The organism is Streptomyces virginiae (genome assembly GCF_040638905.1).
Lineage (GTDB): Bacteria > Actinomycetota > Actinomycetes > Streptomycetales > Streptomycetaceae > Streptomyces > Streptomyces virginiae_B.
Map to the genome: position 1 here is coordinate 124,013 of NZ_JBEZYV010000014.1, position 13,316 is coordinate 137,328.

Below are 13,316 nucleotides of genomic sequence, written 5' to 3' on the forward strand. Positions count from 1 at the left end.
TTGTGGACGTCAAAGGAGGGTCAGCTGCGTCGCCCCGGCGGGCGCGGGCGCGTCCGGTCGTTCGGGGCCGGCGATCTTGCGGGCCGCGCCCCGCCGGGCGGGGCCGATGCCGAATTCGGCCGCGAGTTCGTGGACTTGGCGGGTGATCATCCGCTGGTACCAGGTCGGCGCGTACGCGCCGCCCGCGTACATGCGCTCGTACCGTTCGACCAGGTGCGGGTGGTGCTCGCCCAGCCAGGCGGTGAACCACTCGCGGGCCCCGGGCCGCAGATGGAGTACCAGGGGTGTCACGGAGGTGGCGCCGGACTCGGCCACGGCCCGGACGGTCGCCCGCAGCTGTGCGGGGGAGTCGCCGAGGAAGGGGATCACCGGGGCCATCAGCACCCCGCACTCGATCCCGGCGTCGGTCAGCGTCCGTACGGCGTTCAGCCGGGCGGCGGGGGAGGGCGTCCCGGGCTCCACGGTCCGCCACAGGGGCGCGTCGGTGAAGCCGACGGAGACGGAGATCCCGACCTCGGTGACCTGGGCGGCCTCGCGCAGGAGGGGGAGGTCGCGCAGGATCAGCGTGCCCTTGGTGAGGATCGAGAAGGGGTTGGCGCGGTCGCGCAGGGCCTCGATGATCCCCGGCATCAGCCGGTAGCGTCCCTCGGCCCGCTGGTAGCAGTCCACGTTGGTGCCCATGGCGATGTGCGCGCCGGTCCAGCGGGGCGCCGCCAGCTCGCGGCGCAGCAGTTCGGGGGCGTTGGTCTTGACGACGATCTGTGAGTCGAAGCCGACGCCGGTGTCGAGGTCGAGATAGCTGTGCGTCTTGCGGGCGAAGCAGTACACACAGGCGTGACTGCAGCCGCGGTAGGGGTTGACGGTCCATTCGAACGGCATGCGCGAGGCGCCGGGGACCCGGTTGACGATCGACCGGGCCCGGACCTCGTGGAAGGTGATCCCCCGGAACTCGGGGGTGTCGATCGTGCGGGTCACGACCGCGTCGGCCCCGAAGAGCGCGGCCGGCCCCGCGGGGCCCTCGGTCAGGTTCTCCCAGCGCATGGTGCGCCTCCCTCGGTAGCTCTGCCGAGATAATAGAACAAACGTTCCCATGATCGTGCGTCTCCGGCACCCCGCAGGTCGGCGGCCGACCCGGATTTGGGCCACCGCTCCGGAGGTGGTTGGCTTCGCCGTGACGAGCGGACACAACTGCTGGAGGAACAGGTATGGCGCAGGTCGAGGCCACCACGGAGCGCATCATCGGGGCCGACGCGGAGACGGTCTTCGACACGCTGGCCGACTACAGCGGGACCCGGGGCAAGCTGCTGCCCGAGCACTTCAGCGAGTACGAGGTGCGCGAGGGCGGCGACGGCGAGGGCACCCTGGTGCACTGGAAGCTGCAGGCCACCAGCAAGCGCGTGCGCGACTGCCTGCTCGAGGTCACCGAGCCCACCGACGGGCAGCTCGTGGAGAAGGACCGCAACTCCTCCATGGTCACCACCTGGGTGGTCACCCCGGCCGGCGAGGGCAGGTCCAAGGCCGTCGTCACCACCGTCTGGGACGGCGCCGGCGGCATCGGCGGCTTCTTCGAGCGCACCTTCGCCCCCAAGGGCCTCGGCCGGATCTACGACACCCTGCTGGCCAACCTGGCCGCGGAGGTCGAAGGCAAGGCCTGAGCAAGGCCGTTGCCCGGGCCCCGAGCGGGCCCGGGCCCGGTCCGGCCCCCTCACCGGTTCGGGTGGACTTCGCGCCCCGCCCCGCCCGCGTGCCGATCCGGCGGGCCTGCGGGACAAGCCCACAACGACCGCCTTGCGATGCGCCGCATCCGACGCCGCGCGCTGATCCGGCGGGGATCGCGGGACAGCCCTTAGGGTGGGCGCAGTGCGTGCCGTCCGCGTCGCGCGCGACCGCGCTACCGACCGCACGGGGGCCCGATGAAGATCCTCATCTCCGCCGACATGGAAGGCGCCACGGGCGTCACCTGGCCCGCCGACGTGCTGCCCGGCACGCCCCAGTGGGAGCGCTGCCGCGCGATGTTCACCTCCGACGTCAACGCCGCCGTGCTCGGCTTCTACGACGGCGGCGCCGACCGGGTCGTCGTCAACGAGGCCCACTGGACCATGCGCAACCTGCTGCTGGAGCGCCTCGACGCCCGCGTGGAGATGCTCACCGGCCGCCACAAGTCCCTCTCCATGGTCGAGGGCGTCCAGCGCGGCGACGTCGACGGCATCGCCTTCGTCGGCTACCACACGGGCGCCGGTTCCGAAGGCGTGCTCGCCCACACCTACCTCGCCAACTCCATCACCGGGGTCTGGCTCAACGGGACCCGCGCGAGCGAGGGATTCCTCAACGCCCACGTCGTCGCCGAGTACGGAGTCCCGGTCATCCTGGTCACGGGCGACGACCTGACCTGCGTGGACGCCGCCGGATACGCCCCTGAGGCGGTGACCGTCGCGGTCAAGGACCACGTCTCGCGCTACGCCGCCGTCTGCCGGACCCCGGCCCGCACCGCCGCCGACATCCGGGCCGCGGCCAAGGAGGCCACCGCCCTCGCCGTCCGGCGCGACCCCGTGCCCGGCGGCGGCCCGTACACCGTGGAGTTGGAGTTCGACGCCGAACACCTGGCGATGTCCGCCACGGTGGTCCCGGGGGTCCGGCGCAGCGGGGAGCGCCGGGTCGCGTACACCAGCGAGACGATGTACGAGGGGATCCGCGCCTTCAAGGCGGTCACGACGGTCGTCTCGGCGGCCGTGGAGGAGCAGTATGGCTGACATGCGCGCAATCGACACCGAGGCTCCCGTCGACGCCCACGATGCCGGCGACACCGCGGACGGCGACACCGCGGACGGCGACACCGCGGACGGCGGCACCGCGGTGGACGCGGTGGCCCTCGACGAAGCCGTCGGATTCACCTCGGACCTCATCAGAATCGACACCACCAACCGCGGCGGCGGCGACTGCCGCGAGCGGCCCGCCGCCGAATACGTCGCCGAACGGCTCGCCGCCGCCGGCCTGGAGCCGCTCCTGCTGGAGCGCACCCCGGGCCGCACCAACGTCGTCGCCCGGATCGCCGGCACCGACCCGTCCGCCGACGCCCTCCTCGTCCACGGCCACCTCGACGTGGTCCCCGCCGAAGCCGCCGACTGGAGCGTGGACCCCTTCTCCGGCGAGGTCCAGGGCGGTGTCGTCTGGGGCCGCGGAGCCGTCGACATGAAGAACATGGACGCGATGGTGCTGGCCGTCGTACGTGCCTGGGCGCGGGCGGGAGTCCGACCGCGCCGGGACATCGTCATCGCCTACACCGCCGACGAGGAGGACAGCGCCGTCGACGGCTCCGGCTTCCTCGCCGACCACCACCCGGAACTCTTCGAGGGATGCACGGAAGGCCTGAGCGAATCCGGCGCCTTCACCGTCCACACCGGCCCCGGCCGGGCCCTCTACCCGATCGCCGCCGGCGAACGCGGCACCGCCTGGCTCAAGTTGACCGCGCACGGCACCACCGGCCACGGCTCCAAGCCCAACAAGGCCAATGCCGTCAGCCGGCTCGCCGCCGCGGTCGCCCGGATCGGCGCGTACGAGTGGCCGGTCCGGCTCACCGACACCGTCACCGCCTGCATCACCGAACTCGCTGCCCTCCAGGGCCTGTCGGTCGACCCGCGGCGCCCCGGCTTCGACCTCGAATCGGTCCTCGGCAAGCTGGGCCCGGCCGCCGCCCTCGTCGAGGCGACCGTCCGCAACAGCGCCAACCCCACCATGTTCAGCGCCGGTTACAAGCTGAACGTGATCCCCGGCCAGGCCACCGCCTTCGTCGACGGCCGCATGCTGCCCGGTGGCGAGGCCGAGTTCATCGCCACCCTCGACGCGCTCACCGGCCCCGACGTCACCTGGCAGTTCCACCACCGGGAGGTCGCGCTCGAAGCACCCGTGGACGGGCGGACGTACGCCGTGCTGCGCGAAGCGGTCGAGCGGTTCGACCCGGACGGGCACGTGGTGCCCTTCTGCATGGCGGGCGGCACCGACGCCAAGCAGTTCTCCCGGCTCGGCATCACCGGCTACGGCTACTCCCCGCTGAAGCTGCCACCCGGCTTCGACTACTGGTCCCTCTTCCACGGCGTGGACGAGCGGGTCCCCGTCGAGGCCCTCCACTTCGGCGTCCGCGTCCTCGACCGCGCGCTGCGCACCCTGTGAGCGGGGCCCGGTGATGTCCGCCACGCCGACCTGTCCGTACGGGAGCTGGCCCTCGCCCATCGACGCGGGCCTCGCCGCCTCGCTCGACGGACGTCCCGAGTACCTCGGCACGGTCGGCCCCGAAGTGTGGTGGACCGAGCCCCGGCCGCGGGAGGAGGGCCGCCGCGCCCTCGTACGCCGCCGGCCCGCCGGCACCGGCAGCGAGGTCAGCGAGCTGCCCGCCCCGTGGAACGTGCGCAGCCGGGTCACCGAGTACGGCGGCCTGCCCTGGGCGGGAGCCGAGCGGGAGACCGGCGGACCCCTGCTCGTCTTCGTCCACTTCGCCGACCAGCGGCTGTACGCGTACGAGCCGGACGCGCCCGGCGCCCCCGACCCTCGGCCCCTCACGCCCGTGTCCGCGACGGGCGGCGGGCTGCGCTGGGCCGACCCGGTCCTGCGCGGCGACGAAGTGTGGTGCGTGCTGGAGGAGTTCACCGGCCCCGCCCCGACCGATGTGCGCCGGGTCCTGGCCGCCGTACCGCTGGACGGCTCGGCGGCCGGGGACCGGACGGCCGTACGGGAGCTGGGCGACGACCGGCACCGCTTCACCACCGGCCCCAGGCTCTCCCCGGACGGCCGGCGGGCGGCCTGGCTGGTGTGGGACCACCCGCAGATGCCCTGGGACGGCACCGAGCTGCAGCTGGCCGAGGTCACCGCCGACGGGCGGCTCGACGGGGCCAGGACCGTCCTCGGCGGCCCCGACGAGTCCGTCGCCCAGGTCGATTGGACGGCCGGCGGAACCCTCCTCGCGGTCAGCGACCGCGGCGGCTGGTGGAACCCCTACCGGGTGGACCCGGACACGGGGTGGGCCGTCAATCTGTGCCCGCGGGAGGAGGAGTTCGGCGGAGCCCTGTGGAAGCCCGGGCTGCGCTGGCTCGCCCCGCTCCCCGACGGGCTCGTCGCCGTGCTGCACGGCCAGGGCTCCTCGGTGCTGGGCATCCTGGACCCGGAGAGCGGCGACCTGGTGGACGCGGCCGGTCCGTGGACGGCCTGGCAGCCGACGCTCGCCGTGCACGGCAGCCGGGTCTACGGGGTCGCCGCCAGCCCGCGCAGCGCCTACGAGGTGGTCGAGCTGGACACCGCCAGCGGGCACGCCAGGGTCGTCGGCGCGCAGGGTGCGGACCCGGTGGACCCGGCCTACTACCCCGAGCCGCAGAGCCGTACCTTCCTCGGCCCGGACAACCGGCAGATCCACGCGCACGTCTACCCGCCGCACCACCCGGCCTGCCGGGCCGCCGCCGACGAACTGCCCCCGTACGTGGTGTGGGCGCACGGCGGGCCCACCGACCACGTGCCGCCCGTACTCGACCTGCACATCGCCTACTTCACCTCGCGCGGGATCGGCGTGGTCGAGGTGAACTACGGCGGTTCCACCGGCTACGGCCGCGCCTACCGGGAGCGGCTGCGCGAACAGTGGGGCGTGGTGGACGTCGAGGACTGCGCCGCGGTGGCCCGGGCGCTGGCCGCCGAGGGCACCGCCGATCCCGCCCGGCTCGCCATCCGCGGCGGCAGCGCGGGCGGCTGGACGGCGGCGGCCTCACTGGCCGCCACCGACGTGTACGCCTGCGCGGCGATCATCTACCCCGTGCTGGACCTGCTCGGCTTCGCCGAGGAGACCCACGACCTGGAATCCCGCTACATCGACGGCCTGGCGGGGCCGCCGCAGACCCTCGCCGTCCTGTGCCGCGAACGCTCCCCGGTGGCCCGGGCGGACCGGATCACGGCGCCGTTCGTCCTCCTCCAGGGGCTGGACGACCCGGTCTGCCCGCCGGCGCAGGCGGAGCGGCTGTTGGCCGCGATGCGGGGCCGGCCGGTGCCGCACGCCTATCTGGCCTTCGAGGGCGAGGGCCACGGATTCCGCCGCGCGGACACCATGATCCGGGCGCTGGAGGCGGAACTGTCGCTGTACGCACAGGTCTTTGGGATCGAACGCACCGACGTGCCGAGGCTTGCGCTGGAAACGTCCTCGTGAACCGCGGCAGGACCAGAGGTCTGACGGTGGATCACCCGTCGGCGGCCCGCAGCCAGACGCGCAGCGGGCCGACGGCGGTGAAGCCGTGGCGCAGGGCGGTGTCCAGGTCCTCGCCGTGCTCGTAGCCGACCACGGGCAGGTCCGGGTGGCGGACGGCGATCGCGGTCAGAGCGCCCGCCCACGCGGCGTCGGCGTCGGCACCGTCACGGGCGAACAGGTTCGAGACGCCCACCGCCCCGGCGGCGGTGTGCGCGACGGCCCCGGCCACGATCCGGCCTCCGGCCCGGCCCGCGAGGAAGGTGCTGTCACCGCCGAGCAGGGAGGGCCGGAACAGCCCGGTGTCCTCCTCGCCGCCCCACGCGGCCTCCCAGGCCGCCAGCTCCACGGCGTCGCGGACCTCGGACCACTGCGGCGCGGACGGGCTCGCCGCCGGGACCGGCGCCCCGGCCGGACGGTGGATCCACTGCGCCTCGAACAGCACTTCGAAGCCGTCCCCGGCCAGGTCCAGGGCGGCGAAGCTGTCCTTCACCGAGCAGCCGGGGGAGTCGGTGTCGACCGGCAGCAGCACGCTGCGCGCCGGGACGGACGCGTCCAGGGTCACGGCATCGGGATACAGCGGCGGGGTCCGCACCGTGCTCAGCCAGAGGTCCTCGCCTTCGTACCGCGGCGACAGGCCGTGCGCGCGGCAGACCGCATCGCACCACCCGGCGTTGTTCAACACCGCCCGGCGGCGCAGCGCCGCACTCGTGCCATCCGTGATCACGACCTGATCGTGCCACACCGCCTGATCGGCGTGACACCCCCTGGGGGGCGTCACGCCTAGCCTTGCCCGATGACCATTTCGATGTACGTCCGGGAGGGTGGCCGTGTCGGCCTGCGGCCCTACCGGCTCGCCGACGGGCCCGAGTTCACCGCGCGGGTGCGCGAGAGCCGGGGCCTGCACCACCCGTGGCTGTTCCCGCCGGCCACCGTAGAGGAGTACGAGCCGTACGCGGCGCGGCTGACCGGGGGCGAGCTCCGGACCGGGTTCCTCGTGTGCGAGCTCGGCACCGGCGCCCTGGCCGGATTCATCAACGTCAACAACATCGTGCGCGGCGCCTTCCAGTGCGGGGCCCTCGGCTACGGCGCCTTCGCGCACGCCGCCGGCCGCGGGCTCTTCCGCGAAGCCCTCGGCCTGGTCCTCGACCACGCCTTCGCCCCCGCCGGGGACGGCCTCGGCCTGCACCGGATGGAGGCCAACGTCCAGCCCGCCAACACGGCCTCGATCGCGCTGGTCCGCGGCGCCGGCTTCCGGCTGGAGGGACTGTCCCCCGACTTCCTGCACGTCGACGGCGACTGGCGCGACCACGAACGCTGGGCCGTCACGGCCGGGATGCGGCGCGTGCAATGACGCCGCCGGCGGGCCGGACGACCGACGATCGCCACCCGCCGCGGCGCCGGATCGCGCAGGATGAGGGGATGCGCACCCTCGTACTGCTCGATGCCCCGTCCAACCTGGGTCTGCGGCCACCCGCGCCCGGGACCGTCCCCGGCGTCTACAAACTCGCGGGCGCCCTGCGCGAACGGGGCCTGCTGAGCAGGCTCGGCGCGCGCGAGGGAGGTGTCGTGGTGCCGCCCCGCTACGACCGCGGGGACTGGACGGAGGGTGACGGCGTCTTCAACGCCGAGGCGCTCGCCGCGTACACCGTCACCCTCGCCGACCGCATCGAAGGCCACCTGCGGGCCGGGGAGTTCCCCGTCGTCCTCGGTGGGGACTGCTCCATCCAGCTCGGCGCCTCGCTCGCCATGCGCCGCACCGGCCGCTACGGTCTCGCCGCCGTCGACGGTTCCGCGGACTTCCGCCACCCCGGCAACACCGCCGTCAACGGGCCCGTCGGGGCCGCGGGCGGCGAGGAGCTGGCCCTGGCCACCGGCCGCGGACAGGCCTCCCTCAGCGACCTGGAGGGCCTGGCGCCGTACCTGCGGGACGAGGACGTGCGGCTCTTCGGGCTGCGCGACGGGGATGCGGACCTCCTGGAGCTGGCGGAGGCCGGGATCTTCGCCGCGACCGTCGCAGAGATCCGCCGGCGGGGCGCCGCGGCCGTAGCGCGGTCGGCCCTGGAGGGGCTGCACCCGCCCGTCACCGACGGGTTCTGGGTCCACCTGGACGCCGACGTGCTCGACCCGGAGGTGATGCCCGCCGTGGACAGCCCGGATCCCGGGGGCCTGCGGCCGGAGGAGGTCGCCGAACTGCTGGCCGTCCTCGTGGGGTCACCGCGGTGCGTCGGGCTGAACGTCACCGTCTACGACCCGGACCTCGACCCGGACGGGCGTGCGGGTGCGCTGCTCGCGGATCTGGTGGCGGGGGCCTTTGCGTAATCCTGACCGGTGGTGATCCGCGGAACCCCTGTGCGCCGGCCGCCATGGCGTGTTCCATTTCCTCATGGCCACCACCGTCCGACGCGCCGTACTGACCTTCCCCGCAGCCCCGTTGGGCTCCGACAACCCGCTGCCCGCCCTGCGCGCGCCCGACGGCGTGCACGACCTGGACGAGCGCTCCCGCGACGGCCTGCCGCGTGACATGGCCCGGCAGATCGGCTACGAGCCGCTGCGCTCCCTGCTGCCCGTACGGATCCGCGACGGGTACCGGCGGGAGCGCACGGAGCGGGAGTTCGAGGCCGTCGTCATCGAGAACGAGCACCTGCGGGCCACCGTGCTCCCGGGCCTGGGCGGGCGCGTCCATTCGCTCGTCCACCTGCCGACCGGCCGCGAACTGCTCTACCGCAACCCGGTGTTCCAGCCCGCGAACTTCGCGCTGAACGGCGCCTGGTTCTCCGGCGGCATCGAGTGGAACACCGGCGCGACCGGCCACACCACCCTCTCCTGCGCTCCTCTGCACGCCGCGCTGGTCCCGGCCCCGGACGGCGGCGTGATGGTCCGGCTGTGGGAGTGGGAGCGGCTGCGCGACCTGCCGTTCCAGGTGGACCTGTGGCTGCCGCAGGACTTGCCGTTCCTGTACGTCGGCGTCCGCGTCCGCAACCCGCACGAGCGGCCCGCCCCCGTGTACTGGTGGTCCAACACCGCTGTCCCCGAGGACCCGGGCAGCCGCGTCCTGGCCCCCGCCGACGAGGCCTGGCGCTTCGGGTACGAGCGCTCGCTGCGCCGGATCCCCGTGCCGGAGTGGGAGGCCGCGGACCGCACGTACCCGCTGCGCAGCGAGTATCCGGCGGACTTCTTCTACGAGGTCCCGGACGGGGCCCGGCCCTGGATCGCCTCCCTGGACGCCGCCGGGCACGGCCTCGTGCAGACCTCCACCGGCCGGCTGCGCGGCCGCAAGCTGTTCGTGTGGGGCGCGGGCGGCGGCGGCCGGCGCTGGCAGGAGTGGCTGACCGAGCCGGGCACGGGCGGCTATGCGGAGATCCAGGCCGGGCTGGCCCGGACCCAGCTGGAGCACGTACGGCTGGAGGGCGGGGCGGAGTTCAGCTGGCTGGAGGCGTACGGGCCGCTGTCGGCGGAGCCGTCGGCGGTCCACGGCGCGGACTGGGCGGCGGCCCGCGGCGCCGCCGAGGACGCACTGGACGCCGTCCTGCCGCGCGAGCGCGTGGACGCGGCCTACGAGGCGTGGCGCGGCCGCGCCGACACCGAGCCGGGGGAGCGGCTGGCGGCCGGCTCGGGATGGGGCGCGCTGGAAGTGCTGTGCGCGGGCCACCGGTTGCCGGGTACGCCCTTCGAGGAGTCCACGCTGGGCGAGGAGCAGGAGCCCTGGCTGGAACTGTGGCGCACGGGCGTCCTGCCCGCCCCGCGCCGGGTGGTTCCGCCGGGCCCGAGCCTGGTCGCCGCGCACTGGCGGGACATGCTGGAGACGGCCCCCGCGGACCCGCTGACGGAGTACCACCTGGGTGTGGCGCAGTGGCATGCGGGGGACACCGCCCAGGCGGTGCGCAGTTGGGAGCGCGGGCTGGCGCTCGCCCCCTCGCAGTGGCCCCTGCTGCGGTGCCTGGCGGTGGCGGACGCGCTGGCGGGCGACGTGGCGCGGGCCGCCGACGGGTTCGCGGCGGCCTTCGAGGATTTGGCGGCGGAGAGCCGCGGGGGCGAGCCGTGGACGGCGGCGGAGTCGGCGCTCGGCCAGGAGGCGATGGCCGCGCTCCTGGCGGCGGGGCGTCCGGAGGAGGCCCGGTCCGTCTGGGACCGGCTCCGGCCGGCCCTGCGCGAACAGGGCCGCTTCCGGCTGTTGGCGGCCCGGCTGCTCGCGGCGGAGGGCCACGTACGGGCGGCCCGCCGGGTCTTCGAGGACGGTTTCGAACTCCCGGACCTGAGGGAGGGCGAGGAGACCCTGTCCGAACTCTGGTCGGCCCTCACCGACTGCCCCCTGCCGGCCCGCTACGACTTCCGCATGCGGCCGGCTACCTCTTGATCCCGTCGAGGCAGAGCACAACCTGCTTCTCGGACCGGGAAACCGCCCCACATCGGCCGGTGACGGCCACGTCTCACGAACCAGAACACCGCCGCCGCAGCCGTCCGCCCCGCCGGCGCCGTCCCGGTGGGGCCGGGCGGGGTCAGGCCCGGCAGAGGACTTCGGCGTTCAGGACCGAGAACCAGGCGTCCGGGGAGGCGCCCCAGGTGTGCCAGGCGTTCGAGGCGGCCTCCAGTTCGGCGGCCGTCGCGTGGCCGCCGCGGACGGCGATGTCCGCGTACGCGGACGCCTTCGTGCGGTCGGCCCACAGGGCGGACCACCACGCCGTCTCCTCCGGGGTGGCGAAGCACCAGGCGCTGGCCGAGGAAGTCACGTCCGTGAAACCGGCCTGCCGGGCCCAGGCCCGCAGGTGGCGGCCCGCGTCGGGCTCCCCGCCGTTGGCGCGGGCCACCCGCCGGTACAGGTCCAGCCAGGCGTCCAGTCCCGGCGTCGCCGGGTACCAGGTCATCGCCGCGTAGTCCGCGTCGCGCGCGGCGACGACGCCGCCCGGCCGGCACACCCGCCGCATCTCGCGCAGCGCCCGTACCGGGTCCCCGACGTGTTGCAGCACCTGGTGGGCGTGGACCACGTCGAAGGAGTCGTCCGGGAAGTCCAGGGCGTGCACGTCCGCGACGGCGAAGGACACGGCGTCGCCCAGGCCGCGCTCCTCCGCGTGGGCCCGTGCCTGCGCCAGGACGTCCTCGGCCGCGTCGACGGCGGTGACCCGGCCGCCCGGTGCGACCAGATCCGCCAGGTCCGCCGTGATCGTGCCCGGGCCGCAGCCGACGTCCAGCACCGCCATTCCGGGGCGCAGCTCGCCGATCAGGTAGGCGGCGGAGTTCTCGGCCGTGCGCCAGCGGTGCGAGCGCAGGACCGACTCGTGGTGGCCGTGCGTGTAGACGGCGGTCTCCTTGGCGGCGTTGGTGGCGGCGTTCGTGGCGTCCATGGCACTGCCCCTCCTCGTCGAAGCGCTGGCGCCACCGTAAGCGATCAGTTCGGCAGATGAGATATGCGTTTTGACATGTGGACATGCCGCTTGTTTCGCAAGGGTGCTGGGCAGGTCGAAACGCCTCCTCGGCGAGCGGTGCGCGCCGTCAAGGGCGACCGGTGGGCCGCGCCCACCCCGTGCACCGAATGGACCGTGCGGGACCTGGTCAACCACGTCACCGGGGAGCAGCTCTGGATCCCGCCGCTGATCGCCGGGGGCCGCACCCTGGAGGAGCTCGGCAACGCCTTCCCCGGGGACGTTCTGGGTGACGACCCGGTCGCCGCGTGGGATGCGCGGCCGGCGGCGCGTACGCGCAGACCAGGCTGCTCGCGAGGGTGGTGCGCACAGGCTGACCCCCGGCGGGTGACTGGCGTGCGGCGCCCGACAACGGGCATAGATGACCAAATAATCGTATAAAGGTCAGGTCGGCGCAGTGCGGCGCGACGAACGCGGAAGGCGGACAGCGGTGGAGGGGATGCAGCGCACGGTGGCACAGGGCCGCGGCCCGGTCCGCTACGGCCCGCCCACGCCGCAGCCGGGCCTGCCCGTGCTCCCCGAACTCATCTCCGTCCTCGGCGCGGCCGCCGGGCGGTCCTCGCCCCAGCCCCCGGGCGGCGGGGCATCGCTGCACGAGGCCGCCTGCCGGTACTGGGGCCGGCGCGGACTGGCCGCCTCACCGGAGAACGTGGCAGCGGGCCCAGGCGCCCCGGCGCTGCTCCTGGCCCTCATCGGGGCGTACGGCGGCGACGTGATGCTGCCCCGGCCCTGCCCCGCCTGGTGGACCCCGCAGGTCCGGCTGCTCGGGCGGCGGGCCTACCACGTACCGACCCCCGCCGAGTGCGGCGGAGTGCCGGACCCCTACGCCCTGCTGGAGACCGTACGGCGGGTGCGCGCCGAGGGCGGCGACCCGCGGGTGCTGCTGCTGTCGGTCGCCGACGACCCGACCGCGACCGTGCCGCCGCCCGAGCTGGTGCACGAGGCGTGCGAGGCCGCCGAGACCGCCGGGCTGTTCGTCGTCAGCGACGAGAGCTGGCGCGACACCGTCCACCGGCCCCACGACGACCTCGTCCTCAGCCCCGCCGAGATGCTCCCCGAACGGGCGGCCGTCCTCGTCGACCTTTCCGGCTCGCTGCTGCCCGCCGGCTGGCCCGCCGCAGTGGTCCGCTTCCCCGCCACCCCGCAGGGAGCCCGGCTGCGCGCCGGCACCCTCGACGTCCTCACCGCCACCGGCGCGGTGGTCGCCGGGCCGGTCGCCGGCGCGGCGGCGCACGCCCTCCACGAACCCGAGGCCGTCGCCGCCCGCGCGTACGCGGCCGCCCGCCTGCACGGCCTGGTGGCCGCCGCCGCGCACCGCGAGATCCGCGCCGCGGGTGCCCTGGTCCGGCCGCCGCAGGCCGGGCGGCACCTCTACGCCGACCTCACCCCGCTGCGCGCCGGACTCGCCCGGCACGGGGTCGGCGACGCCCTGGAGCTGGAGGACTGGCTCGGCGGCCGGCTCGGCGCGCCCACCCCCGGCGGGCAGCGGTTCGCGGACGAACTGGGCGCACTGCGGGTGAGGTTGTCCACCGGCCCGCTGCTGGGCGCCACGCCCGAGGAGCGGCTGGCCGCCCTCACCGCCCGCGATCCGCTCGAACTACCGCACGTGCGGCGCTCCCTGGACCTCCTCGGATCGGTCCTGGCCGGGCTGGCCTGATCCCGGGGCGGGCCGCCCGGGCCCA

At 74.8% G+C, this 13,316-nt stretch carries 12 protein-coding genes; 9 read left to right on the top strand and 3 right to left on the bottom strand.

The annotated features are described in order from the left end of the window. Positions 1-9 precede the first annotated feature (9 nt). Positions 10-1,041 carry an Rv2578c family radical SAM protein gene (locus tag AB0F82_RS21145; protein ID WP_362629926.1) on the bottom strand — a complete coding sequence of 344 codons (1,032 nt, stop codon included), beginning with the start codon at positions 1,039-1,041 and terminating at the stop codon, positions 10-12. Between the two features lie 164 nt (positions 1,042-1,205). Here AB0F82_RS21145 and AB0F82_RS21150 point away from each other — a divergent pair, with 164 nt between their 5' ends. The 4 genes from AB0F82_RS21150 (at position 1,206) to AB0F82_RS21165 (ending at position 6,178) form a co-directional block, all read left to right on the top strand. After that, entirely contained in the window at positions 1,206-1,655 is a 450-nt protein-coding gene (locus AB0F82_RS21150) for an SRPBCC family protein (protein ID WP_030962596.1), read from the top strand. Positions 1,656-1,913: 258 nt separating this feature from the next. Further along, positions 1,914-2,750, top strand: coding sequence for a M55 family metallopeptidase (locus AB0F82_RS21155; protein WP_356811164.1), 837 nt, complete (start codon positions 1,914-1,916; stop codon positions 2,748-2,750). Further along, positions 2,743-4,167 (top strand): M20/M25/M40 family metallo-hydrolase, encoded by a 1,425-nt coding sequence (locus AB0F82_RS21160; protein ID WP_362629929.1) that lies wholly within the window; start codon positions 2,743-2,745, stop codon positions 4,165-4,167. Before AB0F82_RS21155 ends, AB0F82_RS21160 begins: the two co-directional genes overlap by 8 nt. 13 nt (positions 4,168-4,180) lie before the next feature. Beyond that, the gene (locus AB0F82_RS21165; RefSeq protein ID WP_356811166.1) at positions 4,181-6,178 is read left to right on the top strand and encodes a prolyl oligopeptidase family serine peptidase; all 1,998 of its coding nucleotides are present in this window, start codon (positions 4,181-4,183) and stop codon (positions 6,176-6,178) included. A 31-nt stretch (positions 6,179-6,209) separates the two neighbouring features. Here the strand turns inward: AB0F82_RS21165 and AB0F82_RS21170 are convergent, their stop codons facing one another. Next, positions 6,210-6,941: a hypothetical protein gene (locus AB0F82_RS21170; RefSeq protein ID WP_362629933.1), complete on the bottom strand. Its 732-nt coding sequence runs from the start codon at positions 6,939-6,941 to the stop codon at positions 6,210-6,212. A gap of 69 nt (positions 6,942-7,010) precedes the next feature. Between AB0F82_RS21170 and AB0F82_RS21175 the strand changes: the two genes are divergently transcribed. The 3 genes from AB0F82_RS21175 to AB0F82_RS21185 all read left to right on the top strand — a co-directional run bounded on the left by AB0F82_RS21175 (position 7,011) and on the right by AB0F82_RS21185 (position 10,571). Continuing rightward, a complete protein-coding gene (locus tag AB0F82_RS21175; protein ID WP_362629936.1) occupies positions 7,011-7,568 on the top strand; it encodes a GNAT family N-acetyltransferase in 558 nt (185 codons plus the stop codon). Positions 7,569-7,636: 68 nt separating this feature from the next. Then, positions 7,637-8,536, top strand: a complete 900-nt coding sequence (locus AB0F82_RS21180) for an arginase family protein (protein ID WP_362629939.1) — start codon at positions 7,637-7,639, stop codon at positions 8,534-8,536. A gap of 64 nt (positions 8,537-8,600) precedes the next feature. Then, the gene (locus AB0F82_RS21185; protein WP_362629942.1) at positions 8,601-10,571 is read left to right on the top strand and encodes a DUF5107 domain-containing protein; all 1,971 of its coding nucleotides are present in this window, start codon (positions 8,601-8,603) and stop codon (positions 10,569-10,571) included. 142 nt (positions 10,572-10,713) lie between these two features. Here AB0F82_RS21185 and AB0F82_RS21190 read toward each other — a convergent pair whose 3' ends face one another. After that, the gene (locus AB0F82_RS21190; RefSeq protein WP_362629945.1) at positions 10,714-11,556 is read right to left on the bottom strand and encodes a methyltransferase domain-containing protein; all 843 of its coding nucleotides are present in this window, start codon (positions 11,554-11,556) and stop codon (positions 10,714-10,716) included. A 75-nt stretch (positions 11,557-11,631) separates the two neighbouring features. Between AB0F82_RS21190 and AB0F82_RS21195 the strand changes: the two genes are divergently transcribed. Next, on the top strand, positions 11,632-12,015 hold the full coding sequence (locus tag AB0F82_RS21195) for a maleylpyruvate isomerase N-terminal domain-containing protein (RefSeq protein WP_362630040.1): 384 nt from the start codon (positions 11,632-11,634) through the stop codon (positions 12,013-12,015). A gap of 58 nt (positions 12,016-12,073) precedes the next feature. After that, positions 12,074-13,291: an aminotransferase class I/II-fold pyridoxal phosphate-dependent enzyme gene (locus AB0F82_RS21200; RefSeq protein WP_362629948.1), complete on the top strand. Its 1,218-nt coding sequence runs from the start codon at positions 12,074-12,076 to the stop codon at positions 13,289-13,291. Positions 13,292-13,316: the final 25 nt, after the last annotated feature.